Origin of the sequence: Rhodococcus sp. NPDC057135, assembly GCF_042670865.1 — a bacterium.
Taxonomy (GTDB): Bacteria; Actinomycetota; Actinomycetes; order Mycobacteriales; family Mycobacteriaceae; genus Rhodococcus_F.
In genome coordinates this window covers 101,736-125,474 of the sequence record NZ_JBHUUU010000017.1, presented here as the reverse complement: position 1 = coordinate 125,474, position 23,739 = coordinate 101,736, and the positions used below count along the sequence as shown (strand labels likewise).

Annotated in this window: 24 protein-coding genes and 4 pseudogenes; 12 read left to right on the top strand and 16 right to left on the bottom strand. The window is 58.4% G+C overall.

Annotation, left to right across the window (positions count from 1 at the left end):
* Positions 1-258: 258 nt before the first annotated feature.
* From ACFT1A_RS26675 to istA, 4 genes are all read right to left on the bottom strand, one after another.
* Entirely contained in the window at positions 259-1,026 is a 768-nt protein-coding gene (locus tag ACFT1A_RS26675) for an SDR family NAD(P)-dependent oxidoreductase (RefSeq protein ID WP_378449470.1), read from the bottom strand.
* Positions 1,027-1,215: 189 nt separating this feature from the next.
* Positions 1,216-2,034: an alpha/beta fold hydrolase gene (locus ACFT1A_RS26670; RefSeq protein WP_378449469.1), complete on the bottom strand. Its 819-nt coding sequence runs from the start codon at positions 2,032-2,034 to the stop codon at positions 1,216-1,218.
* Positions 2,035-2,130: 96 nt separating this feature from the next.
* Positions 2,131-2,937, bottom strand: a complete 807-nt coding sequence (istB, locus tag ACFT1A_RS26665) for an IS21-like element helper ATPase IstB (protein ID WP_378449442.1) — start codon at positions 2,935-2,937, stop codon at positions 2,131-2,133.
* A 14-nt stretch (positions 2,938-2,951) separates the two neighbouring features.
* The gene (istA, locus tag ACFT1A_RS26660) at positions 2,952-4,628 is read right to left on the bottom strand and encodes an IS21 family transposase (protein ID WP_378449441.1); all 1,677 of its coding nucleotides are present in this window, start codon (positions 4,626-4,628) and stop codon (positions 2,952-2,954) included.
* A 196-nt stretch (positions 4,629-4,824) separates the two neighbouring features.
* Here istA and ACFT1A_RS26655 point away from each other — a divergent pair, with 196 nt between their 5' ends.
* Both ACFT1A_RS26655 and ACFT1A_RS26650 read left to right on the top strand, forming a co-directional pair.
* Entirely contained in the window at positions 4,825-4,992 is a 168-nt protein-coding gene (locus ACFT1A_RS26655) for a hypothetical protein (RefSeq protein ID WP_230815729.1), read from the top strand.
* A gap of 97 nt (positions 4,993-5,089) precedes the next feature.
* A pseudogene (locus ACFT1A_RS26650) lies at positions 5,090-5,671 on the top strand (IS3 family transposase); the annotation flags it as partial.
* A 276-nt stretch (positions 5,672-5,947) separates the two neighbouring features.
* Here ACFT1A_RS26650 and ACFT1A_RS26645 read toward each other — a convergent pair.
* The gene (locus tag ACFT1A_RS26645) at positions 5,948-6,439 is read right to left on the bottom strand and encodes a hypothetical protein (RefSeq protein ID WP_378449440.1); all 492 of its coding nucleotides are present in this window, start codon (positions 6,437-6,439) and stop codon (positions 5,948-5,950) included.
* Positions 6,440-6,552: 113 nt separating this feature from the next.
* Positions 6,553-7,098 (bottom strand): hypothetical protein, encoded by a 546-nt coding sequence (locus ACFT1A_RS26640; RefSeq protein WP_378449439.1) that lies wholly within the window; start codon positions 7,096-7,098, stop codon positions 6,553-6,555.
* A 568-nt stretch (positions 7,099-7,666) separates the two neighbouring features.
* Between ACFT1A_RS26640 and ACFT1A_RS26635 the strand changes: the two genes are divergently transcribed.
* From ACFT1A_RS26635 to ACFT1A_RS26615, 5 genes are read left to right on the top strand one after another with little or no spacing between them, the layout of a single operon-like run.
* Complete coding sequence (locus ACFT1A_RS26635) at positions 7,667-8,101, top strand: site-specific integrase (RefSeq protein WP_378449438.1); 435 nt, start codon at positions 7,667-7,669, stop codon at positions 8,099-8,101.
* Positions 8,089-8,223 carry a hypothetical protein gene (locus ACFT1A_RS26630; RefSeq protein WP_269068372.1) on the top strand — a complete coding sequence of 45 codons (135 nt, stop codon included), beginning with the start codon at positions 8,089-8,091 and terminating at the stop codon, positions 8,221-8,223. The genes ACFT1A_RS26635 and ACFT1A_RS26630 overlap by 13 nt, the downstream gene beginning before the upstream one ends.
* The gene (locus tag ACFT1A_RS26625; RefSeq protein WP_269068373.1) at positions 8,186-8,386 is read left to right on the top strand and encodes a tyrosine-type recombinase/integrase; all 201 of its coding nucleotides are present in this window, start codon (positions 8,186-8,188) and stop codon (positions 8,384-8,386) included. The genes ACFT1A_RS26630 and ACFT1A_RS26625 overlap by 38 nt, the downstream gene beginning before the upstream one ends.
* Positions 8,387-8,439: 53 nt before the next feature.
* Positions 8,440-8,724 carry a tyrosine-type recombinase/integrase gene (locus tag ACFT1A_RS26620; protein ID WP_378449437.1) on the top strand — a complete coding sequence of 95 codons (285 nt, stop codon included), beginning with the start codon at positions 8,440-8,442 and terminating at the stop codon, positions 8,722-8,724.
* Positions 8,725-8,758: 34 nt separating this feature from the next.
* Positions 8,759-10,060 (top strand): Shedu anti-phage system protein SduA domain-containing protein, encoded by a 1,302-nt coding sequence (locus tag ACFT1A_RS26615; RefSeq protein ID WP_378449436.1) that lies wholly within the window; start codon positions 8,759-8,761, stop codon positions 10,058-10,060.
* 487 nt (positions 10,061-10,547) lie between these two features.
* Here the strand turns inward: ACFT1A_RS26615 and ACFT1A_RS26610 are convergent, their stop codons facing one another.
* Positions 10,548-11,438, bottom strand: a complete 891-nt coding sequence (locus ACFT1A_RS26610) for a hypothetical protein (protein WP_378449435.1) — start codon at positions 11,436-11,438, stop codon at positions 10,548-10,550.
* A 377-nt stretch (positions 11,439-11,815) separates the two neighbouring features.
* Here ACFT1A_RS26610 and ACFT1A_RS26605 point away from each other — a divergent pair, with 377 nt between their 5' ends.
* The 5 genes and pseudogenes from ACFT1A_RS26605 to ACFT1A_RS26585 all read left to right on the top strand — a co-directional run bounded on the left by ACFT1A_RS26605 (position 11,816) and on the right by ACFT1A_RS26585 (position 15,261).
* Positions 11,816-12,196: a hypothetical protein gene (locus ACFT1A_RS26605; RefSeq protein ID WP_378449434.1), complete on the top strand. Its 381-nt coding sequence runs from the start codon at positions 11,816-11,818 to the stop codon at positions 12,194-12,196.
* 382 nt (positions 12,197-12,578) lie between these two features.
* On the top strand, positions 12,579-13,286 hold the full coding sequence (locus tag ACFT1A_RS26600; RefSeq protein WP_378449433.1) for a transposase: 708 nt from the start codon (positions 12,579-12,581) through the stop codon (positions 13,284-13,286).
* Positions 13,283-13,888: a hypothetical protein gene (locus tag ACFT1A_RS26595; protein ID WP_378449432.1), complete on the top strand. Its 606-nt coding sequence runs from the start codon at positions 13,283-13,285 to the stop codon at positions 13,886-13,888. Before ACFT1A_RS26600 ends, ACFT1A_RS26595 begins: the two co-directional genes overlap by 4 nt.
* Positions 13,783-14,493, top strand: coding sequence for a TerD family protein (locus ACFT1A_RS26590; protein ID WP_378449431.1), 711 nt, complete (start codon positions 13,783-13,785; stop codon positions 14,491-14,493). Before ACFT1A_RS26595 ends, ACFT1A_RS26590 begins: the two co-directional genes overlap by 106 nt.
* Before the next feature lie 220 nt (positions 14,494-14,713).
* A pseudogene (locus ACFT1A_RS26585) lies at positions 14,714-15,261 on the top strand (Tellurium resistance).
* A 336-nt stretch (positions 15,262-15,597) separates the two neighbouring features.
* On the opposite strand, the pseudogene ACFT1A_RS26580 reads toward ACFT1A_RS26585, so the two are convergent.
* From ACFT1A_RS26580 to ACFT1A_RS26540, 9 genes and pseudogenes are all read right to left on the bottom strand, one after another.
* Positions 15,598-15,795 (bottom strand): annotated as a pseudogene (locus ACFT1A_RS26580) (HNH endonuclease); the annotation flags it as partial.
* Between the two features lie 361 nt (positions 15,796-16,156).
* Entirely contained in the window at positions 16,157-16,495 is a 339-nt protein-coding gene (locus ACFT1A_RS26575; RefSeq protein WP_378449430.1) for a hypothetical protein, read from the bottom strand.
* 519 nt (positions 16,496-17,014) lie between these two features.
* Positions 17,015-17,416, bottom strand: a complete 402-nt coding sequence (locus ACFT1A_RS26570; protein ID WP_378449429.1) for a hypothetical protein — start codon at positions 17,414-17,416, stop codon at positions 17,015-17,017.
* A 285-nt stretch (positions 17,417-17,701) separates the two neighbouring features.
* Complete coding sequence (locus ACFT1A_RS26565; protein ID WP_378449428.1) at positions 17,702-19,189, bottom strand: hypothetical protein; 1,488 nt, start codon at positions 19,187-19,189, stop codon at positions 17,702-17,704.
* Between the two features lie 145 nt (positions 19,190-19,334).
* A pseudogene (locus ACFT1A_RS26560) lies at positions 19,335-20,216 on the bottom strand (type ISP restriction/modification enzyme); the annotation flags it as partial.
* An 824-nt stretch (positions 20,217-21,040) separates the two neighbouring features.
* Positions 21,041-21,595 (bottom strand): hypothetical protein, encoded by a 555-nt coding sequence (locus ACFT1A_RS26555; RefSeq protein ID WP_378449427.1) that lies wholly within the window; start codon positions 21,593-21,595, stop codon positions 21,041-21,043.
* A 251-nt stretch (positions 21,596-21,846) separates the two neighbouring features.
* A complete protein-coding gene (locus ACFT1A_RS26550; protein ID WP_378449426.1) occupies positions 21,847-22,491 on the bottom strand; it encodes a hypothetical protein in 645 nt (214 codons plus the stop codon).
* Positions 22,492-22,818: 327 nt separating this feature from the next.
* Positions 22,819-23,301 carry a hypothetical protein gene (locus tag ACFT1A_RS26545; protein WP_378449425.1) on the bottom strand — a complete coding sequence of 161 codons (483 nt, stop codon included), beginning with the start codon at positions 23,299-23,301 and terminating at the stop codon, positions 22,819-22,821.
* A gap of 137 nt (positions 23,302-23,438) precedes the next feature.
* Positions 23,439-23,597, bottom strand: a complete 159-nt coding sequence (locus ACFT1A_RS26540) for a hypothetical protein (protein WP_378449424.1) — start codon at positions 23,595-23,597, stop codon at positions 23,439-23,441.
* Positions 23,598-23,739 lie beyond the last annotated feature (142 nt).

Sequence of the window (23,739 nt, the reverse complement as noted above, 5' to 3'; positions counted from 1 at the left end):
GGTGTGGGGAGATCGGCGAAGAGATCGGCTACCAGCGAACCTCTGCCATGGCGGAACGCTTCGTACCATTAATGCGTGTTTTGGCAGCGCAGGCTCCGCGTCTCCACGCGCAGCGCAGGTGTCGAGCTGCAGCGAAGCTCAGCCAAATGCGACGCCAGATAACTGGGTGGCGATGCGATGGCTCTCATCCAGAGTGTGGGGCGGTGCGCGTCTCGGTCTCGGTCTCGGTTACGCCGTCGCTGTCGCCGTCGGTGCAATTTACCTTGGCATCCGGCGCCAGATTGCTTGCGGCAGCATTCGCGCGACGATGTACGCTGGGCGGGTCAGGGCAGGAACCCATACTCGGATCCGATTGTTGCGCAGGCCTTTCACGACGGCGTCGGCGATTTGACCGGGGGTGCTGGGTAGCGGAGCTGGGCTCATGCCTTCGGTCATGCGGCCGATGACAAATCCGGAGCGCACCAGCAATAGATGAACGCCGCTGCCGTGCAGGGCGTCCCCGAGTCCACTGGCGAATCCGTCGAGGCCGGCTTTAGCCGATCCGTAGACGTAGTTGGCCTTGCGTACCCGTATGCCCGCCACGGACGAGAAGACTACGATCTGGCCGCTACCCTGCGCACGTAGTAGATTGGCCAGCACGGTGAGAACACTGATCTGCGCTACGAAGTCGGTGTGAACTACTGCAAGTGCATGTGCCGGGTCCCGCTCCGCCAGAGCTTGATTGCCGAGGACTCCGAACGCGAGCACTGCGACACCAATTCGGCCGTGTTCGGCGGTGATCGTCCCCAGCAGACCTGGGTGGCTCGCAGTATCGTCGGCGTCGAACTCCACACAGTGGATTGCGGATGCGCCGGCTGCGCGTACGAGTGCGATCTCGTTAGCCAAGTCGCCACTGCGTCGCGCTGCCAGAATCACTACCCGTCCGGGCGCCAGTCTCTGAGCCACCTCGAGCCCGATCTCACTTCGCCCGCCGAGAACTAGTACCGCACCTGCATCAGTTGCGCCGGTATTGAATTCCCGTTGCATCCCCTCGTACGTGACGTCCATTCGAACAGAGTAGAACACGTTTCAAGTCTCCACGGCCGTGAACATCGCCGACACACCCGTGATCCGTCGAAGTAGCGTGGTGTGTCCCGCCGATCTTCGCTGCATCTCGACAGTAGGGCGTTCGACCGATCGGGGCCAGTAGTCTGGTTGACCGGGTAGTGCAACGAATCAGAGGGCTCGCCCAGGTTGTCGATCGGCCACCCCGACGAGGTGGGCGCGGAGGGCATCAGCAACGATTTCGGGATTCTCGAGCATCGGAATGTGGCCGACGCCCGAGAGGGTCACCTCTTCGACGTGGCCGGGCAATTCGTCGATCAGTCGCTGCATGCACTTGTCCCGGGTGAGGAAGGTGTCGAATTCGGACAGCATCAACGATGTCGGTGCGGTCACGCGGCGGATGTCCTGGTCCGTGAGCGGTCCATCGCGGAGATAGGCCAGTTGCATGGGCAGGTAGATGGGACAGCGAGAGACTGCGCGGATTGTGTTTGCAGCGTCGTCGGGGGTGACCGCAGCCATGTCACTGACGCAGTTTCGGATGATCGGGCGTTGAAAGATCTCGCGAGTTGCCAATCGATCACCGAACACGCGGGCAGCAGCAGCGAGTGGAAACTGTGCGACAAATACCAGGCCAAGCCGAAACTCGTTGTAGGAGAAATGCTTCCATCCTCCGCTAGGGTTTATTGCAGCGAGAGATCTCGCGCGGCCACGGCGCTCGAGTTCGAATCCGATCTCTCCGCCTAGTGAGCTTCCGGCTATATGGCAGGTTTCCCAACCGAGCTTGTCGAGTTCACGTTCGACGCCATCGGCGATCCCGCGGACTCCAACGTCGCGTAGTCGCAGACGAGGGCCGCCCCAGTGCCCTGGCATTGTCATCGCGAGGACGTCGTAGTCACGCGAGAGGTTGTCGACAACTCTGTGCCATGAATGGTGGGACAAGGTGTATCCGTGCAGCAGCAGTACAGGCTCACCCGATCCAGCCCGGTTCATGGATTTCACAAAGCCTCCGTCGTGTCTTTGTACTACCTGGTGGTGACACGCAGGATACGGACGTGTCGAGAGCCCCGTGTAGGAATGGTGTATCGGTCAGGCGGATTGCTGAGCTCGGGTATGAGCAAGTCGGTAGGAATCGGTGCCGGTTTCGATGATGTTGCCGCCGAACGTGAGCCGATCCACGATGGCAGCGCAAAGCCTCGGATCGGTGAACTTTTTCGTCCAACCCGAGAACGACTCGTTCGAAGCGATGGCCACGGAATTCTTCTCCCCCCGTTCGGTCAACACCTGAAAGAGCAGCTCCGCACCTCGCTTGTCGAGTTCCATGTAACCAAGTTCGTCGAGCAAAAGTAGATCCACTCTGCCGTAACGGGCGATCGTGCGGGTGAGCTGTTTCTCGTCCGCGGCTTCGACGAGCTCGTTGACCAGCCGGGTCGCGAGGACGTATTTGACGCGATAGCCCGCTTCAGCGGCCGCCGCGCCGAGCCCGATGAGGAGATGCGATTTCCCGGTTCCGGAGTCCCCGATCAAGCACAGGGGTTGGCCCTTGCGAATCCAGTCGCCGGTGGCGAGGGAGCCGATGGTGGCGGGATTGATATTCGGGTTGGCATCGAAATCGAATTCGGCCAACCACTTTTCGCGAGGGAACCCCGCTCCCTTGATCCGACGCACCACACTTCGCCGGTCACGGTCGTCGCATTCGGAAAGCAGCAACTCCGCAAGAAATCCGTAGTACGAAAGCTGGTCCTTGCGTGCTGCAGTGGCGGCGTCCTCGACCACGGCACGAACAGTGGGTAGCCGTAGCCGGCGGCAGGCCTGATCGACCGCGGCGGTGGCGGCCTCCTCGGTCAACCCTCGGCGGCGCAACGTGGTGGAAACCGTGACGGGTGGACGAACCATTCTCGGACCTACTTTCACTCGGCTCGGGCGGCGGACTGGGCGGGATTGCGGCATTCGGGTAGTCGCAGGAGTCGGTCGTAGTGATCGACCGTCGGCGCAGGCCGAGAATCGGCCGGCAGACCAGCGATGACCGCTGCCGGATCGGCGAGACGGCGTTGGGTCAGGCTGACAACGCGTTGCTCCCGGCCGCTACGACGAGCAACGAGATGACGGCCTGAATCAGACCCACCCGCACCGACCTCCGATGATGCGTGTCGGCGGGCTTCGACCGCGACGACATCGGCGGTCACAGCGCCCACGGTCAGCGCGGCTTCGATGCCCGCGATCATGTCACCTGCGCCGATCGTTCGGTGCAGGAGCAGGACGTCGATGAGTTGGCGGGTTCCGCCGGCGTCACCGTCGGTTTTGCGGGCCGCCGCCCAGAACGCGTCATGGCTCGAGGTGAACGTCCCGTTCCTGCGGGCTGCGGCCAAAGCACTCACCCCTGGCAGGGCACCGGGTTTGGTGCGTAGTACTTCCAGGTAGTGGTCGAGATCGAGGCTCTGACCGCCACGGGCGACGACACGTTGATGGCGAGCGACTACCGCCCGTCCGTCGAAGACCACCACTTCCGATGCCCGCAACGAGACTCGCACTTTTCGGCCGATGAAACGTGCGGGGACACAGTATTTCGCCATCCGCACGGTGATCAACGAACTACGGTCGACTCGCGGTTCCAGCGACAATCCAGGATCGAAGCCCTCGCCTGGAACAGGGCGCAGAAGCGGTGCTTCGACGGCGAAGTCCTGCCCGATAGTGCGGATCCGGTCATTGATTCGCCGGCCGTTGTCGGCGGTGTCCCAGCCGCGGATCTTCTCGTTGAGCTCATCGAGTGAGTCGACAACAGGCATCGGGGACAACCGATTACGACGGAACCGGCCCACCTCGCCCTCGACGCCGCCTTTTTCGTGCGCCCCGGAGATACCGGGTTGGCAGTAGAACGGGTCGAACCCGAAATGCGAACGGAACAACACCCACCGCGGGTTCTCCACTCGCACTCTCGACTGCCCGTAGATCACTTTCTGCACCGCACTAGTCAAATTGTCGTAGCGGATGTGACGGGTCGGGACACCGCCGATCTCGTCGAATGCTGCGATATGTCCTTCGAGGAACGCTTCCTGCCCTTGCGTCGAATACACGCGGTGCACGGATTTTCCCGAGTGCGAGAGTCGGAAGGCGAACATGTGGCATTTGGTTTTCACCCCGGCCAATATCACCCACACTTCACAGAAATCGACTTCCGCCTCGGCACCGGGTGCGTGTTCCTGTGGGACGAATACTTCGATGCGGCGTCCGGCTTCGACGTCGATCTGTGCTCGCCGGACCCGCACGTAGTCACGCACCGTCGAATACGAAAGGTGCTGCGCTCCATGTTCGTCGGCCAGCCTGGCGAGGATACGTCGGGCCGTGTGACGTTGTTTTCGGGGTACCCCGATATCAGTGGTGAGCATGCCGTCGATCGCGGCTTTGAACGGATCGAGCTTCGGTGAACAGCGCACCGGAACTTTTCTCGGCGGCGGCTCCGCCTGCGCCAACGCCATCCGCACCGTTGCCCGGCCAACCTGGTGGCGGCGGGCCAACTGCCGGATCGAACACCCCTCGACCCGGGCATCACGTCGAATTCGGGCGAACAACTCCATCCGAGTCTCCATCACTGCCCTCCACCAGCTGCTGGCATCCGAACAAACCAGATGGCACCAACTCTGAGGTGGGCTCAGCTCAAACCGTCACCATCGGTCCGGCGAGTCGCAGATGGGTCTGGGTCTGACCGTCACGGTGGTCTCGACTCAAGCTGTCATAAACACCGACTCAACACCCCCACAGAACACCTCCGACTACCCTGACAACATGAACGGACGCACCGCACTCAAAATCCTCGGAACCATCGCCCTGAGCGCGATCGCAGTCGCCTACGCACGCGTAACCGACGAAGACATCTCCAACTACCGAAAAGAACAAGACAGAAAATACTACGAGAACCACACACGATGGACCGACAAAAACCGCTGGGAATAACCCTCACACCCGAAAACCCGAGTCCATACACTGAACCGTGCCGGGTTTGATGCCGCATCCGTTTTTGTGGAGGATGCAGATCATGCCCAAGCGTTACCTGCTCGATCGCGATTTCACCGCCGAAGCTCCGAACCGCACATGGGTAACCGATTTCACCTATTGCCGAACGTGGGCGGGGTTCGTCTACGTCGCATTCGTGATCGACTGCATTTCCCGGGCGATTGTCGGCTGGCATGCCTCGACAGTGAAGGACACGGCGATGGTCACTTCGGCATTGAAGATGGCGTTGTGGCGACGCGATCACGGTGGACATCGGGTAGGTGATGGGTTGATCCATCACAGCGATGCCGGCAGTCAGTACACATCAATTTCCTTCGCGGAAACGCCTTCGCTGGAAGGGATTGCAGCTTCAATTGGAAGCGTCGGCGACGCCTACGACAACGCCCTCGCGGAGTCGACAATCGGACTGTTCAAGACAGAAGCAGTTTCCAAGAGCAGTCCGTTTCTGCAAGGGGCGATCAAGACGATCGACGACATCGAATTCGCGACGATGGAATGGGTGGATTGGTTCAACAATCGCCGCCTGCACGGCACCTTGGACTACGTCACTCCCGACGAGTTCGAGGCCGTCTATTACTCTCAACTATCGATTCTCCCGCCGGAGATGTCGCCAGCATAGGAGCGGCAAGAAACCCGGCACGGTTCAGACCCCATGCCGCGTTCTGCCGGTATCAGAGTCCGGTTTCTACGAGTGGCGAAAGCTGTCAACGGCGGGTTCACTGAAATATGCCTGGCTGACGCGGCTCATCACCTAGTCCACACGACTTCGAACGGAACATAGGATGCCTGTCGAGTCCATGCCGATCCAAACGCACCTCGGCCACGCGATTGCAGTTAAACACGGCTGTAGCAAATCAATGATGAGAGCTGTTGATGTGAAAGGGCTGGATGGACTTCAGATGGATCTGCTGCGCCCGAACACTCGACTTCTTCGCCAAGCGTTCGAGCGAAAGGTCGCGACAAGCTCGTGATGGGCCTTCTCCAGGCGATCACGGTCAGGCAGCAGTTGGCCAGTGTCGTTGTAAGGGTTCTGATTGGGGTAGTAACCCGTCTCAGACTCGACGTGGACCAAGCAAATTTTGTTCGCCTGTTGCGAGAGAGACTCGTCGAGAAGCAGAATCTGCTGCACAACGATCTTCATTTGCCGTGTCAAAGCCCAGGGATCCGAGTCATCTGGAGAAGCTCTTCCTTCCGCCTCCAGACTGCTGAGGTCTGCGCTGAGTTCGGCCTCGCGTTGCGAGGAGAGTGCAAGCATTGAGCTGACTAGCCTCAGCAGTTCGTCGCGACGCCACTTGTCAACTTCTCTCCTGTCGGTCCGCCACTGAGTGAAAAGGAAATTGGCTACCGTCGCAGAGATGGCGACTACTGACAGGATTGTTGCCCACATGACAAGGGACCATAACGTCCGGCACTGTCAGTATGAGGTTCACCCCGAATAGTGGAACGCCGAGCTCGAACACCTCTGATAATTCCGGCCGGCACCGAAGGACACCCCAGAAACTACCGGAATCGTGCGACAATCCGGCCCAATACTTCGTCGACGCCCCTCCGATAGCCCTCCCGTGGATGGGCAGGGTCGAGGAAGATCTCTCCGGTATTGATCTCGGATTCGGCCGTGATGATGGACCGGTCTGGACGTTGTCCGACATACCAGTTCAACCCCGACCCGGGACAACTCGCGGTGCGACCGAGAAGCCAATCACATGCAGCGACCTGTCCCGCCACATAGTCACCGCCACCTAATTGGCGTGCACTCTCTTGAATCGAAATGATGTCAGCGTCGCTTGGTACGGGGCCTGGAGACGGCAAAATCTCGAGAGCTTTGCACACACTCAGCGGATCTGCTCGGCTGACACGGGCGACGGCCGCCACGACAGCGCTGATGTGGGAGAAGGGCTGCCCGAAAAAATGCGGGTGCATCTCATCCGTAGCACCGTTAGGAAGCAATGACAGGAAGTAATTCCCCAGCTCCCATCCCCACAGACTTTGATCATCCCAACCGTCGAGCCATACGGCTTCCTTGAACTCGGTACCTGGACGATGCATCCACCAAGTAGACTCGCTTGACTCCATCACTGCTGTTCCCCCTACTTGGGCATTCCCGAAGACGTCGATCGAATCGTCGTTACCATTCGATGTCGTTGCCGTGGACCCTGCCTGTGAATATTTTGTCCGCGTCGTGAGTGGAGTTTAGCGCTGTACCAGTTAGGGACGCGGCTCTGCGGCCTCCCATGGTCGAGGGAAAGTCCAACGCTGACCTGTCGAGCCATGTCGTCCGTTTACCTTGGGAGTGGAGTGTCCGGCATCTGGTCTTGTTCTCTGCTACAGCGGGCCTTTCGAGAAATGCAATGCGCTGTCACGGTCCGTTTCTTACATCCAGTGGGCTCGCCGTCGCAGACACTGCAGGCTGTTGACCACGGTCGAAAACTGGTTCTGGCCCACTTTCCGTGATCGATTTTGAAAGTATCGGTCACTGAGGAGTATTCGTTTGCGGAGCAAGTCGAATCCAGCACGTCCGTACATTGCCGTTTCAGCATCTTGATCCTTCTGTGGAATCTGACCGCGGGGACGATCATGTTCTCCTCGGGGTTGACCACGGAACTGAGGAGACGATATGAGCGGCACGGTGACACTGGAGAACAAGTGGCCGGTACTGGGCCGGCATGCACAGGCGACCGAGTGGCTGCGACTGTGGGCCGATCTCGGGCGGGCTCCCCGAACGATCGACGCCTACGCGCGGGGGCTCTCCGAGTATCTGCAGATGTGCGAGCAGGAGAGTGTCGATCCGCTCACCGCCACCCGCGCCCATATCGGTATTTATGTGCGGGAGCTGACCGAACGTCCCAGCCTCCGAGGCCCGAACGTCGTGTCCATCGACTCCGGTGCCGGGCTAGCGAATGCCACGACCGCGCAACGACTGGTGTCGGTGCGACTGTTCTACGACTACCTCATGGAGGAGGGGCTGCGCGACTCCAATCCCGTGGCCGGGGCCGATATACGCCCGGTCGGCGCGGCAGTAAGCATCAGTGTGGGCTTGTGCCCCGGTTGACGAAGCTACCGTGGATTCCCGCCGAACAGCAGTGGGCGGACATCCTCGAAGTCGCCGCCGCGGAACCGGTCCGCAACTTCGGTGATGCTCGCCCTGGCCTACGACGCAGCGCTGCGCCGTGAGGAGCTGTGCTCGCTGCGCACTGACGATCTCGACCCCGCCCACCGCACCCTGAGGATTCGGGCGGAGACGACGAAGAACCGGCTCGAGCGGATTGCGGCTGTACTCGGCTGCGACCGGTGTGCTGCTGTCGGGCTATCTCGTGCACCGGGCGAGTCTGAGTAGGGCAAGTGGACCGCTGTTCCTTCTCTGAGTCCCGCCGTAATCGCGCTCAGCCGTTGAGCTTGTGGACGTGGTCGAAGGTGGTGCGCCGGATTGCGTTGGCCGCCGATGTTCCGCGGTTTTCCACCCACACAACTCGGCATCTGTGTCTGACGGATCTGGCCCGGATGGGTTGGGAGCTGCATACGATCGCGACCTTCGCCGGGCATCGCCATACTGACTCGACGCTGCGATATATCCACCTCTCTGGGCGGGATCTTGCCGACAAGTTCGGCCGCAGCATGGACCATATCCACGCGCAACGCATCGCGATGCTCGCGGCGGCAGGAACACTACGGTGACCGCGACGTTGAAGGTCGACGTTGAAGGTCGACGTTGAAGGTCGACGCGTATACGGATCCTGAATCTCGTTGGCGCTCATCGATTATCGGACATAAGTTCGACACCACTATTGCGGTCCGCGCGGAAGAGTCGCGGGCCATCGGTGAACTCGGAATCCGCAATCTGCGGCGGTTGCAGTATCACGATCCGACCGCGCCGGGCTGGCGTGTGATCGGACGACTGCTGCGACCGCTGGAGGCGGTCAATGCAGGGCTGGATTCGCCGCCCACTGCGCTTGTGTCACAGGGCTGGTCCTTCTTGCGCGAGAACGCCTATGTCGCAATTCCCATTCTCGCGCTGAGGACCAGCCCGTCTACTTCAGTCCCGCGTCATCAACGTCCATACCCACAACAACTAGTCTTAGGTGTGGCCACGACCGACAACAAGACTCCGACTCGCTCTACCCTGGAACCTGACCGGAATCCAGAGCGACCGCGGTCGATCGACTGGACAACCTATACCAACCGGGTAATGTCCGACTGGGACCGATTGCTTAGCTCAGAACCTGAAGAGAAAGCAGTTCAGTCCTTCCTCGAGTTGCACCCCGCAATGATTCCCGGCGGTAGCGGAGACGTTGGTCCTGGTGGTCACCATGGGTCAGAGATGTCTGCAGTCTTCCGTGAACCCGAGCTCACTGGTGCCGGGCGCCAGTTCGAGCCCGATTTCATGTGGGTCACGCGGTCGTCTGGCCTAATCACGCCAGTATTGATAGAGATCGAGAAACCTTCCAAGCGATGGTTTAAGGAGAATGGTCGGCCTACAGCCGAGTTTCGGGACGCACACGATCAATTGAACGATTGGCGGTCGTGGTTCGCAATCGACGAAAATCGCGCGCTGTTCCGCCGCAAGTACCTGTTCTTCGATCGGTACGAGGACCGACCGATAGAGCCACAATTCCTGCTGATCTATGGACGACAGTCCGAGTTTGAGTATGGCGGCGGGCACAAGGATCCAAATACGCTTCGCCACAAACGTGATACCCAGCGGCGCGATGCCGAGTCATTCATTTCATTCGACTCACTCCGGCCTCGGTTTGATCACGGAAACTCGATGACTATCAGTATGACCGCCCAAGGGCCGCGTCCGTTCGCGTACTCTCCCGCCTACAGCACAGACACTGATACTGGCGAAGGCGCTGCACTTCTCGGGGACCCGTCAGAAGCACTAGCGAGGTCCGTACTGATGACCGACGAAAGAAAGAGTTATCTTGCCGAACGTTGGAAGTATTGGCAGCAGATTGAAATCAAGACACAACGCAACCGAAATAACCCGATACGGGAGATGGGATACGAGTAACGTCGAATTAGCCACTATTTCATTGACGGCTCAACCATGCCACACTTCACAAAATCAGACACTCGTCGCGACAGAACCATAGTAATCGTATTCGAGGAACGTCCAACCAAAGGCGCGGCCTGTCTACCCTTATCGGAGTACGCCATGACGCAAACCTTGAACCAGGAAATTCACTTCAAATAGTTTGCGATGCAACGCGTCGCAGTCCAACTAGGAAACCCAAAGCAGCCACAGGAATAGAACCGTTGGGCGCTAACCGCGGGTGCCCTGCCCCGTGCCCGGGCCGGCGTCCGACTCGGAAAAGTTCACTCACGTATCCCGCGGGCGACAACATCCTTAGCAGAAGAAATATACTGAGCCGCTACGTCACGTACTTGAACGCTTATATTCGCCCCAGTACACACCTCCTTTCAATGTTGGGATAGCGCAGTGACGCTGACTGGGCTTGCTTAGCCGCTTAATCAGAGAGTCACACCGAACATTACGCTCATGAACGTGATCTCCTCCAAGTCCTGGACCTCTCCTTCTGCACGCGTGTCGGAGATTCACCATCGCTCGCAGACACCGGTAGGAGGTCAATGGCAGGAGAATGTCCAATACTATTCCCGTGCGCTTGTGCAACCATCGCACTTATCACGTGCTCAAGCTGTTTCCCTCTTTGCTTCTCGGGAAGCTGTGCGATCAGTCGTTCGGCTGATAGAAGATAGCTCTGAACTAACGGCTGCTGAAAGTAGAAGCGCATTTGCTGCATTGTTCCATCCTGCACGTAAATGAAAGTCTTCGCAACGTATCCGCTCGTGGCGGCACCTGCAGCCGCTATTAGCGCAGCCGCATATTTTGTGGAACTATCTCCAGCGAAGACAATTACGAGTATTCCCGAAGTGATCGTAAGGAGGCCGATCCCTCCTGCGACCATGCTCGCAAAATGCGCACTGGCTGCTTGTGATCTCGCAAGAGCATCGTAGGCCTCCATCTGCTTCCTGTTCGCACGCATGAGGCCTATCAGGTCATCCGGCCCCTTAATATCATCAACTGCCCTGTCGGCCGCCCCTAGAGCTCGGGACTCCGCCTCTTCGTAAAAACCTGCACGGGCGTTATTCCGTCTTGCCACCGCCCAAAACATTATAAAAAATCCTACCAAAAAGACAAGAACACCGATCGTTAGCCCGAAAGGTTCAGATATTCCAAGGTAATAGGATATTGCAGAATTTGAATTATACGTAGACACCGTCAAAGCTATAAAACCAACCCCAGCATAGAGAAGGATTATCGATATCATTCCGAGTGTTATAAACTCTTGACGAGCTTTTACACCTTGACGCGAAATCAACCAAGATTTCGATTCCCTATAGCTATCCTGATCATTCAGCCTGACCATGGAACCTTCATTACCGCCCCTGCTATCATCCGATTTCTCACGCCGCCTCAACATAGTTCGACACTAGTGGATGAGCGAATGGTCCGAGCATGCGACCCGGCGCCGATGAAACTGCCCCCACTTCAGGGTAGAAACGCCTTCACTTAACAACGCCGGCATCGAACTCGATACGCAGGAACTGACGGCGCGAAGCAGCGATATCACTTCCACCGGATGAAAGGGTCGGGACTGCCTACGAATTGGATGATCCTAAGAACTGACGGCTGCGGGTTCGTATTGATTGACCTATATCTGCCAGCGCCCTCGCTGTCAGGATTTAGTGAGACACTCGGAGGCAACCGAGATCACTTACTGAGGGCATGAAACGAGCACCCCCGATGACCAGCCCGAACCCCACGACAACCCCCGATTCGCCGGCAGATCCCGCACCGAAACCGACCCGCCGAACATTCACCACCGAATACCGCAACAACACCCTCGACGAATACAACAACGCCCCACACGGCGAAAAATCTGCAGTCCTACGCCGCGAAGGTTTGTACCAATCCCAACTCCGAGAATGGACGCAAGCTAGAACCGCAGCGGCCGGAAAGTCACAACCGAAGTCAGCATCCAGTCCCGACAACGACATCGCTACCCGCAAGGAAATGGCCCGTCTGACACGCGAGAACGCCCGTCTGGCAAAGCAATTGACGCGGACGGAGGCCGCGCTTGAGATCATGGGAAAACTTCACGTGCTCTTGGAATCCATCTCCTAGAGCACGGACACACCGCCCTTACCGAACACGCACTGAACCAGCACCTTCACCGACCTGCGAGCCGCCGAAATCCCCACCCGCAGATCCTGCATCCTGATCGGACGATCCCGCGCCACCCACTCAGACACCAGCAACCACCCATTCTGGGACCCAAGAAACCAAAGACAGTCCCGGACAACGGCCAAGCACTCACCGCATCCGAACGAGCCCAAGTGCTGACCGTCATCAACAGCGACAAGAACGCTGACCGCGCCATATGTCAGATATGGGCACGGGAACTCGACGAGGGAAACTACTGGTGTTCGGTGTCGAGCATGTACCGGATCGCTGCTTCGGCCGGGCAGAACCGCGAACGCCGACGGACAGCGACACATCCACGAAGGTGATCCCCGAACTCCTCGCAGACGGACCTTCACAGGTCTGGACCTGGGACATCACCAAGCTCCGCGGGCCCACCAAGGGCGTGTGGTTTCACCTGTACGTGCTCATCGACATCTACTCGCGCTACAACCCGTTGTGGATCGTTGCTGCGTACGAAAGTGCTGAGCTGGCAGCTGAATTCATTGCGGAAGCAATCGAGCGAAACGGCATCGCCCCGCACACCGTCCACGCCGACCGTGGCACCTCGATGACCTCCGGATTGGTATCGGAACTGCTTACAAACCTCGGCATCGTCCGGTCGCATTCACGGCCGAGGATGTCGAATGATAATCCGTTTTCCGAGGCTCAATTCAAGACATTGAAATATTTGCATGATTTTCCGAAATCGTTTGCATCGCTTGAGGATGCACGGGTTTTCTCGGAGGGGTTCTTCAACGAGTACAACCACATTCACCGTCATTCGGGAATTGCCTGGCATACTCCGGCGTCGGTGCTTTTCGGGACTGCCGATGCGGTCGACGAGGCCCGCCAGATCACCCTGAACGAGGCACGTCGCGAACCCGGCTCGGTTTTCACGTCGGCCCTGCCCGCCCGAAATGCCGACCGTTTTCTTCATCAACGAACCCGTTGCCGAATCGCAGATCAACTGATCGTGACTGTCTCACTTGACTTGACACATAGCGCCTTTTGGTTTTTCAACTCGGAATGAACGAGAAGGTTCGCTCCGACGAGGACCTGATCTTCTTCAGTTCTCCCGTCTCCTCTGTGCTCACCGTGTACCCGGTAAAGAAAGAGTTCATCGTCAACCGTGGCGGCGCGAAATCGCGCTACAACGTTCCCGAGGGTTTCGAGATACTTCATCTTGACCTCGAGCAAATGTTCCACGTCGCGTTGACCAACACCGGAATCGAAGCTGAAAACACCTGGTGGGAACTCGGATTCGACCCCGCCGGCGAAATCAACGAATACACCGCCCTCCGTATGACCTTCACAGTCCGGCCCGGTCACACCCGCCCGCCCCACGGAATCCGGATGGTGTTCGAGGAACTTGGAATGAAGACTCAGTACGGGCATCGTCCCGATCTGGACTGGCCCGAGTGGAGAGGGGGCGTCGGCAGCGGCCCGTGTGAACTGAAGGAGCTGATCTTCCATATCGGGATGGCCGTCAAGAATGCAGTCAAGGACGGCTACCAGTTTGACGGGCCATGGATGTTCCGCATCATCGACGTCCCCGACAAAGGCAAATGCCTCGAAAGTTTCTGCGCAGCAACATGGATCAAACCCAAACGGTGGCACGTAGCGCCGAGCTGACTGTTCCCGGCAGACAATCCAGATCCCCCGCTACCAGCTTCGGCGAGCCCCACTCGGCATCCGCTGGCGCGAAACATCGAGTCACCCACGCACACCCGAAACACCATTATCCCAGACCAAACCACGCGACGACCGCTCCAGGAGAGAATATGACTTCACTTACTCGCGGCCAGAACACACCACTGAACTCACCGCAGCTCACCGTTAACGTCACCGGCGTCACCCCCGGCACGGTCGACCTCATGGTCTTCCAAGTGACATCGACAGGAAAAGTACGAAACGACAACGATTTCGTCTTCTTCAATCAACCCGCTTCCCCCGAAGGGGCAGTCCGACTCACCGGATCGAGCACGGTCACCATCGATGTCACCAGAATCCCACCGAGCATCGACACCCTGCGGTTTGCAGTGAGCATGGATGACTCGGCACCAGGCTCCCTTGCTGGCATTCGCGGCCTCAGCGCCACACTGGGCGAGGTCGCGGCCTCAGCGCCACACTGGGCGAGGTCGCGGCCTCAGCGCCACACTGGGCGAGGTCGCGGCACCAGCACTCGGCTTGACTACCGAACGCGCCGCGATCCTGGCCGAAATCTATCGGAGAGGTGATCAGTGGAAGATCCGCAACGTCTCGGCCGGATGGGACAGCGGACTCAAAGGTCCTGCCACCGAACACGGTGTCGCCGTGGACGATGCACCGAACTCTCCTCCCGTCCGTCAAACCAAGCCCGCTTCGTCTGCGATTGTTTCTCCGACGCCTGCCGCACCACCCGTTCCGCAGCAGCGCGTCCAGCTCAGCAAGATCACCCTGACAAAAGCCTGCCCCACAGTGTCCCTCGCCAAAGGCGATCAGAGCGCGACCATGCGGATCAATCTCAACTGGACCCGCGGCCGTCGAGGCATATTCGGTGGCGGCGGTGCAGTCGACCTCGATCTCGCCTGCCTCTATCAACTCACGGGTCCAAGGGTGTCATCCAGGCTCTCGGCAAGTCCTTCGGCAACCTCAACTACCCGCCGTACATCGCGCTCGATGGCGATGACCGGTCAGGTAACACCGCTGGCGGAGAGAACCTTCACATCAACCTCACTCACCTGAGCGAGTTCAAGCGCATCCTGATCTTCGCGTACATCTACGACGGAACCCCGAACTGGTCGGCAGCCGACGGAGTGGTCACCCTATACCCGCCAAACGGTCCCGAAGTGGAAGTTCGATTGGACTCCCACAACAACCGCGCACGTTCCTGCGCCATCGCTCTGCTCAAGAACGAGAAGAACGAACTGACGGTCACACGAGAAGTGCGCTACATCAACGGAACCCAATCCGAGGTCTCGAAGGCCTACCGCTGGGGATTGAAGTGGAGCGCTGGTAGGAAATAGCTCCGAGACTTGTATTGCGCCATCGCAGCCGTCGCTCCTATCCGCCATGCGATGCCAACTCCTCAGCGCGAGGAGCCCGACGGTGGAGAAGCTGCAGCACGCTCGATCGACATGAGTGAGATGTGACTTGAGCAGATCCCATTGCCTAGTCCTGTTCACGGGAATCCTGTCACCAGTTATGCAGGAGCTCGCCATTCCTGCCAGTGTCGCTGCAACCACACCGTCTGCTTCTTGGTCATGGGAATGGTCAGGGGCGCCCCCGTGCAGTGAATCGTAGAGGGGGTACTTACGGATTTCTTCAGCCACGTCGACCGTCCCGAGTTCATTCACTGCGATGAGCCCATGGTCGAACAGTCGGTGCAGGTCGCGCCGCAGCAATAACCCTCCCTCGTTGTCGTGGACGCCGATTTCGGCATAGCTGTAGAGGTGGCACGCTTCGAGCGCCTCTTCCCGGCGAGGGACCGGTGAAGGCGCAGTTCGCGCCGTAGCGGCGGAGCAGTTCGGCGCGGAAAGCAGGTTGTCCGAGACGAACACGCACCGGGCGAGTGGTGTGACTGCCGGCCAGTTGAGTGCTCGTCGCCTCGACAATCGTCAGCGGCTCCCCCGGCGTCGTCCCTTGGTCGCTGCCGTGAATTCATCCCACCGAAGTTCTCGAATACTATTCTGCGAGTACGATTTCACGCACAACGCTCGAAGTTGCTTCGCATCGAGTGCGCCGGCGAGGTCAACCCAACCTTGATCGTGCGTCGTGCGGAACGTTTTGACAGTCGAGTCGGTGAAGGTCGGGGTCGGGAATTCTTTTCCGCAGTCATAGCAACGAAAGCGCGGCAAAGGTGTTTTCCGCTCCAGATAGTTGGTGGTAGCGCATTCCGGGCAGCGTCCGATGGGTTTGCTCTTATTCGCCGTGGTCGATTCGTTCGATCACGGATGCACCGATGAGATCGACTTGATACCAGACGACTATGACGTCACCGGGCGATACTTGACGCGAGTTGGCGACGTTACTGTCCCAGCTGTAGTGACTAGCAGCGTCATCGTCGTACTTCTCTCCCCCGCCGAGTCGCCGGTACTCGGTTTTCGTCATCACCAGCCACGCCCGACGCGGAGCGGAATTCGATTTTGGAGAGAAGGAGAACGTGAATCCGAGTGCCTCAAGAATCCGCACGACCGTGGCTTGGCCGCCGGAGAACTGCGCTGCGTCCAAAATCTGCCCGGTCGCGTAGCCGTGAGCCACGCCGACGATCGCTTTCGAATCGTATTCTCGCTCTTCGTGTCGAATCCTGTAGAGGCGTGAGGGGGCGAAACCGTGCTTAGCGAGGAACTGTTCGTGCCCGAACTCATCGCACTACTCGATAGCCTTCAGAACCGAATCATGCGTCACGTCCGCGAGGGTCACGGCGCCACGATATAGTCGCGCACCGACTAGGCATCCCTGACTGCAGATCTCGGAACGAAGAAGATGTCATGCAGCTCGTGTGTTTCCGGTGACGCGTACACGCTGCCATCTCACACGACTCGGCGCCGCTTCGTCCGCACGCATTGAGACCAACACGCCACAATCCCATAGTTCGGTAGGCGTCGTGTCTGGCCCGATCGACCGAAAAGACTCGATGACGCTAGTTAAGGCTCGTCAAACACTTAGTCTTCGCAACAGCCCAAGTCCCACCGCTTCGGCTACCTACGGTGTAGGTCCGATAGAACATCGCCTACCTCTATGCAGCGGTGACACCACCGGCGCTTTGGCATCGCCGAACTACGACTGTTCTTGGTACCAACTCATATGGGCTTGCAACAACACCGCTGCTTGTTTAGCTTCCGTGCGATTCCGCCGGCGCCCGCGGAAGTCCGCAACAATACTTCGCCCCCAAATGATCAGGGCTGCAGCAAAACACGATCCAGAGACGACGGCGATCGGAATAAGAAGCGCATTGCCCGTCCTCACCCCATCACGATACTGAGCGATCCAGTCGTAGAACGCGACCAAGGTGAAACCGAGCAGTGCGACAACAACGATGGCATGCCCTAGTCCGGCGAGAAATGTGATTGCACGACTCTGGGGTGTGAGCTTATGGACGATGTCGCGGAGCATCGCTGCGCATGCCAAGAGTGTCACTGTCAACGTCAGATATGGGGCGTAGATCGTCCAGGTATCCATCCCGGATGAATAGCAGAGACTCCGTGATGCCAAGTTCACCGACCCAGGGGAAAGGCGAGATCGGTAAAACCACGACACACGGGGCACCGTCACGACCGTGTCAATTTTGTGGGTCGCGCGATCGGAATCAAATGCTCGGCAGCTTACTACTGTGGACGAATCGAGGCCACGAAAACGTGAATGCCGGCGCCTCACTGGTCGCACCAGAATTGGGAATGTTCCCTCGTCGAGGGTCGCCGACAACGCCCATTTCCGGCTAACGCCAAGCGTCTGCAATGAGTCTTGTTATGCGCTGCGAACTCGATGGAGCACTCGCTGACGCAAGGACCTGCGCTGACTGGCAGGCACCGGGCCGGGCACACCGTTCAGTGCCGCGGCGGCAATAGCCCCGAGGAGTTTGGTGAGCTCGCGTTCGAACTCACGTGTCCCGTCGGTTGCGCCGGACCGTGCGTGCGCCAATTCATGCAGCAGAGTCCCGCAAAATCGGTCTGCGTTTGCCAGCTGACCACGATGGATCACGATCCGATTCATATCTTTTTGGTACAGCCCCAGGACCGTTTCCCCACCATCGTTGAGTCGCATCGTCTCACTAATGAGAATGCTCGTGACCCCAGTCTGGCCGGGAAGAATCTGAGCTAGCTGGGCAGTGGGCGCGGCAAGGGAGAATATCTGCTGCTCTGCAGGTGTCAGCATTCCTGGTTCGACGAAGGTATAAGAAAAGCTCTCGTTCCAAGACTTGCGGTATGTGTCGAGATCGACCAGCGGGCGCCCTTCCAAGTCCGTCTCGTTGCCGAGTGCCTTCGCAAGATCGTCCGGGACGACGACAAGCCGATATCCGTCGTCTTTCGCGTATTCGAGCTGCGGTGTGCGTTGCTCGAGTTGTCTGGCCGTTATGAACAAGACTTTGTCGTTCGTCTGCAGAACCCGGCACGCATGCAGTTTGACGTCTTTCCAGTCCAGTTCGGCGTGAATGGTCCCACTTGCGTAACCAGCAAGATCGACGGTGAGTGGTTCCGCTACTTCGCGGCTCGTGCAGGCAATGAGCATGTCTTTGACGCGTGAACTGTAGGCGGTTCGTCCCACGTTGGATCGTTCACGGTTCAGCGCCCGACGCAGCGGCGCATTGAGATCAATAATGTTGTAGGAGAATAAGAAACGCGGCTCCACTGCGACGAGCAGCCCTCGGACGTACACCCGTCCACCGTCACTGTCTGGGCGGCGTTCAAGCACTTCCCCGAAACGGGTCTGCTCAAGGGGAAGGTCTCCGGAGAATTTGAGAAACAATTCCTTGGCTGCCTCGACATCGGTGTCTGCGATACCCGTGATCCTGACGAGGGTACCCACCATCTGTGGGTCGGCCGGTGCAGTCACCAACGCGTGCAAGGTGACGATATCGCCGAAGTCTGGCTTGGCTTGTCTCCCTGTGCTGATGTCGCCGTGTGCACTATGGAGCGTCACACCGACATCGTTGCGTTCGAAGACTGCGAGTGCATCTTTGAGGCCGACACCGAACTGGCCGATGACGTCCTGATGGTGCTGTTTCTCTGTGCTTTCGTTTTGCGTGAGGTGTTGGTAGCGCAGTCCTCGTCCGAAATCCCGAATCTCCCACGTGCCATCCTCGACCTTCTCGATCACTGGTTCAGTTGTTCCGGTGATTTTGTGTTCGTCGAGCGCGTTCGCGATGATCTCTCGGATCGCAAAGGCGAGCGACCAATGCTTAAGCACTGTGTCGATATTCAGGTCGAACGCCTGCACATGCGGCCCGGCTGTCACGTCAGTTTTCCTTGGGGAATCGGTTCACTTGTCACCACACATCTATGTCTTGGCTCCTACGATTTAAATGACCGGAGACCTCATCATCGTTGCGCGCGCTGGTAATCGCGACCATCACATCACGCACTCACTTATTCACTCACTCCTACGATGCAGTCACCGCTCCTAGTGAGTCGACGATCTTCATCGTCTCCACCGCCACGGTAGTGACACGCTTGATTAGCTCAACGACGTAGGTCGGGTCGTCGTGCTCGTCGCACCAGTCGTTGGGGTCATTGACGATACCAGAGGGCTTGTCGGTCTTTACCTGGTAACGATCGATGATCCATGCCAGTGCCGACCGGGACCCGAGCATGTACCGCTCAGCCTCCTCAGGGATCCCTGAGATGGTGACCTTCGGGTTGTAAACGAGCGAGGTTCGGTCGTCGACGTTCTTGCCGGTCTCCGGGTCCTTCTTTTTGCCCCACTTCATCTTCGACACACGCCACGTCTCACGGTCTGCGTCTGATTCACCCGACTTGATTTGTACGTCAAGGGGATACGGTTCGACGGTCTCATAGTCGACATGCAAATCTGCCAGGCGGCGACCTGCCGAGGTCCGCTGCTCGAAACGCTCTCGGGACTCGGGTGTCGGAATGCGAGGGAGCATCTTCTTAAGGTCTGATGCGTATGCGTTCCGGTACGCTGGATCATGCAGGAGGCCGTAGACGTAGAAGAAGATGTCGTCCTTTGTTACGTGATCACCGACTGCAACGCTGTAAAGCTCGAGGATGCCGTCGGTGATGTTGTCGATACGGCGGTAACCCCACTCGTCGACTTCCGCTGCACCAGTCGATGTGAAGTCGAGTTCGCCATCAGAAGATTCGGGCTTCTCGTAAGTCCAACGGGGAAAAAACTGACCGGTATCTAGAAGATGCAGATTAGGAAGCAAGTCAGTGATGAACGGCGTGAACTCGAAATGGGACGCCGGCGCAGTCAGAACGATGCCGATATTCTTGTGGTGCGCCGTTGGGAACATCGAGGGCAATCACTCGGTCCTCGGCTCGATCGATTCGTGAAATCGCCGGGCGCTTGAGAACCCATTTTTGTGGCACTCGAACTCAGCCGCGATCACTCGACTTACACTGCTGCACAGCAGTTCCGATTCCCCAGACGAGCTCAGCAAAACGGCGAGACCTGGATATGCGAACGCCCAAGTAGAGCAGATAGGACCGAATTTGCGCCGCTGCGGATAGCGCTGGGAGTGATCCGACAAGCTGGCCATTGAACCGATTCGGCGGTATCGACCTATCTCCAGCTGACCACAGGACCGACTCGACCATCGACATAGCAGCGAACTCCGGAATTTTACTTGGTCGGCAGTGAGTCTCCGCGGCGCATGTTCCTGAGCGCCTAAGACTGGCGACACCCATTCCGCAAGGAACCGGATGTTGAACGGCCATGATTGCTTGATCATTCTCGTTCCGCTGCAATGTATTACCTCATTCTATCGAGTTAAGATTCGCTGCAGACGATTGAGTACTCGAGCCGAACGAAGGCAGCGAGCTCTTCCGCGGACGGGCCCGGAAACGGCAGAGCCAACTCTGATACAAGCTTGCTCCGCTTCTTGAAGTTGCATCGGCGATGCGCAGCACGAACATCGCCTTGGCAATCGAGTCCTCCGCGCGAAATCGGAACTAGGTGTTCGATCTGGGCACCCCAAGGGGCTTTCCGCGCAGCGCCCGCGTCGACGGGTTTGTCGCACAAGTAGCAGGTCCAGTTGTCAGTGGCGAATACTTCGGAATCCAGGTATGCGGTTCCCTGCCTTGCATTTCGGCGTTGCATGCGGGCTTTCCGTTTTCCGGCAGCGACTTAATCCGGGTTCGTCTCTGCCCACCGGCGATTGAGTTCGGCCCTGCGCTCCTTGTTTGCCTCACGCCACTGCTGGTGCGTCTCACGATACTTCTCAGGGTTCCGCTGCTTCGCGACTATTTTCAGTTCCGCGGCGCGTTCCTTGTTCCGTTCTCGCCATTCCTTGCTCTTTAGCCGATCGTATTCTTTCCGCTGAGCCTTTCTCGCCTGCGCAGTTCGCTCGCGCTCTTCACGTCGCACCTTGGCGGGTTCGTAGTCATAGTTTTCCAGCGACCAGACGCTCGATCGTTGATTTGCGAGTTCCGTATTCTCTTCGTACCAATTGCGGGCCAACCACTTCCGGTTAATAGCGCGGCACACGTCCGAGCAGATCTTCTGTTTCCAGCGTGTCCTGGTGAAATGCTGCTCGAAAATGCAACAGTCTGTGCTGCCGTAGTCACCCACGCGACCATTTGCACTGTAATGGTCGGTGGCACGTTTGCGCGCCGCGATCTTCTTGCATTCATCTGAGCATCGTTTCGCGCGAATTGTCTTCGCCTCGAAATCGCCCCCCACATTCCAGGCATACCAACACCGTCATGGGCATACCGCGCGCGCCGTTACGGATACCCAGACCATTACATCCTCCAGGTTCGATCCGCCGGTAACCATTACCGCGAAGTCAATCCCCCATGCTCCATGCACAACCGGTTAGCCTACTGTCGCTCACACCGGAACAGTACCTCAATAGTTGCCAGATCGATTACAGCACAGGGCATCTGATACGCACTGCACGCAGCAGGTACAAGATGTATTGGCATAGCCGCTCACGGTAGTCGGTAGAGGCCCTTCTCTATTCCAGCCTCGTCAATATCCGGACCACGCCACCACACCTCGCCAGGATCGGTTGTGAGGCTGATAACTGGAGTCCGGCTGAGGTGCCAGGCGGTACGCTTCGCGGCCGAGTTTCTGACCCCTTCGACAAGCCAACTCGTGACCGCAGCCCTTGACCCGTCACAGTGCGGCGCGATGGCTCGGCTCATGATATCCACGCGTCTGCCTGAAAAAGTGTCCCAGTGACGAATCTTCCGAGCTAGCTGTGGGTCTTCCCGATCGGCATCTGTGTAGAGCTGACGGCCCAGCTCGCTCGGCCCGAAATCTTCGTTCCGGGTTGCTCCCCCACGATTCCAGGGGAAAGCGCCGCCGTTCTTTCCTTCTGGAATTGCGTAGAACAGGTAAACATCGAGATCCTTCACACCACGATCCTCGTGCACATAGTGCCGAGCGCCACCCTGCACTAGACAGACCGCTAGAAGTGTCGACCAGTCAGGAAAACGCTGGCGGAACTTGAGGTCGTCGTGACGGGCAAGTTCCGCGAGCCGATCCATATGATCGACCGTGAGACGTGCGAAACTACGCACCGATCTAGCGTCATCCATGAAATGAAGGATTTCACAGAACACCGCGCCCAATCAGCAAGCCTCAACAGTCGGGCTACGACTCCGAATTTATAACGAAGGCTCGGTGCCCGACTACGCACCGAAAAACGTGCGCGGCCGAGACACCGGCAGCGGGACAGGCTCGCTGGACTGCAACAAAATCTTCGAGTTGAACGACCGAAGGCCGCAGGAATTCGATCTGTTGAGCAGCCATCCTGCGTACACGACTAGTTGATGGGCTCCTAAAGGCCTTGACGCTATTCCTTGCTCGCGCAGTACAACAGCATGCGCGGTTCGTTCAGGTGTCAGGATGGTTTGCCGGCCGTCGAGACGACTGGCGGTTTCGAGGCCGCCGATCTCTCACCGTCTGAGTCGGGAACGGACCGCATCGATTCCATCGTCATACGATTCGACGTAGCGTCCGGACCCGTACTGATAGCGCAAATCAACGGATGCCGGGTCGTGGGCCATGAACACAACGTCGGGACGCCCCCCGTTATACCGGCTGTAGACGGCGTAATTCCAGTCGTCGGGTGCGTAATCGTCGTTCCACTTCAGGCGGGCCACAGGGACGAATCCAGCCTCGGAATAGATCCTCGGTAGTGCCGTGTCGAAACAGTCCAGTCGTCGTCCGCCTTGCTGGACTGCAACGGCGAGCATGGATTTCGCGGCGCTTGGATATTTGCTGTCCCGATGAGAGAAAGCAGAGACGATTTCGTCGTCCTTGAGTGCGATGCCGGAACGGCCGTCGTCAGTCATGAACAGCCGCATATTCTCGTATTCGCCTGTGTTGTAGACGTGTACGGATGAGGCGAAGCGGTTGCTGACCTTGAGCTGTTCCATCTGCTGCCGGTAGAGATCAGCGTCGGAGGGCGCCAACTCGTACAGGTCCGGAGTGCTGTCTCCTCTGCGCTGAAGCTGCGTGGCCCGAACGGTATCGAGCGTGTGAACCTGTGTGGGAACAACCTCGCGGTCACCGATCAGAAGCCGTGGGCTTCGGCTTCCTCGATCGCCAAGTCGTCCCATTCCTGTTCGATCGTCGCCCGTGCGTTGTCCGGCAGTTCCGGCGTCCATCCCCTGCGACGCCAGAACGCTTCGCGTTGCTCCTGTGTCAGGGTCGGTGTCTCGTTCGCGGTCATGGCTATTGTCCTTCAAGTCGTGATGGGTGAATCCTGAGACTAATCTGATCTGCTGTTCACGTCGCGCTTTGCCTGTTTCGAGGCGATGCTGCAGCTTTTCTCGCTTACCTGGATCGTCCTCCGCGGCGAGCTGAGTGCGCAA

Bases quoted from the DNA above. Each gene is read 5' to 3' on its own strand.
- ACFT1A_RS26590 (WP_378449431.1), top strand. From the start codon at position 13,783: ATGGATGTTCCGCATCATCGACGTCCCCGACAAAGGCAAATGCCTCGA.
- ACFT1A_RS26675 (WP_378449470.1), bottom strand. From the start codon at position 1,026: ATGCAACGGGAATTCAATACCGGCGCAACTGATGCAGGTGCGGTACTA.
- ACFT1A_RS26625 (WP_269068373.1), top strand. From the start codon at position 8,186: ATGCTCGCCCTGGCCTACGACGCAGCGCTGCGCCGTGAGGAGCTGTGC.
- ACFT1A_RS26655 (WP_230815729.1), top strand. From the start codon at position 4,825: ATGAACGGACGCACCGCACTCAAAATCCTCGGAACCATCGCCCTGAGC.
- ACFT1A_RS26640 (WP_378449439.1), bottom strand. From the start codon at position 7,098: ATGCATCGTCCAGGTACCGAGTTCAAGGAAGCCGTATGGCTCGACGGT.
- ACFT1A_RS26635 (WP_378449438.1), top strand. From the start codon at position 7,667: ATGAGCGGCACGGTGACACTGGAGAACAAGTGGCCGGTACTGGGCCGG.
- ACFT1A_RS26645 (WP_378449440.1), bottom strand. From the start codon at position 6,439: ATGTGGGCAACAATCCTGTCAGTAGTCGCCATCTCTGCGACGGTAGCC.
- ACFT1A_RS26610 (WP_378449435.1), bottom strand. From the start codon at position 11,438: ATGGTCAGGCTGAATGATCAGGATAGCTATAGGGAATCGAAATCTTGG.
- ACFT1A_RS26595 (WP_378449432.1), top strand. From the start codon at position 13,283: ATGAACGAGAAGGTTCGCTCCGACGAGGACCTGATCTTCTTCAGTTCT.
- ACFT1A_RS26605 (WP_378449434.1), top strand. From the start codon at position 11,816: ATGACCAGCCCGAACCCCACGACAACCCCCGATTCGCCGGCAGATCCC.
- istB (WP_378449442.1), bottom strand. From the start codon at position 2,937: ATGGTTCGTCCACCCGTCACGGTTTCCACCACGTTGCGCCGCCGAGGG.
- ACFT1A_RS26570 (WP_378449429.1), bottom strand. From the start codon at position 17,416: ATGGATACCTGGACGATCTACGCCCCATATCTGACGTTGACAGTGACA.
- ACFT1A_RS26545 (WP_378449425.1), bottom strand. From the start codon at position 23,301: ATGGAACAGCTCAAGGTCAGCAACCGCTTCGCCTCATCCGTACACGTC.
- istA (WP_378449441.1), bottom strand. From the start codon at position 4,628: ATGGAGACTCGGATGGAGTTGTTCGCCCGAATTCGACGTGATGCCCGG.
- ACFT1A_RS26540 (WP_378449424.1), bottom strand. From the start codon at position 23,597: ATGACCGCGAACGAGACACCGACCCTGACACAGGAGCAACGCGAAGCG.
- ACFT1A_RS26670 (WP_378449469.1), bottom strand. From the start codon at position 2,034: ATGAACCGGGCTGGATCGGGTGAGCCTGTACTGCTGCTGCACGGATAC.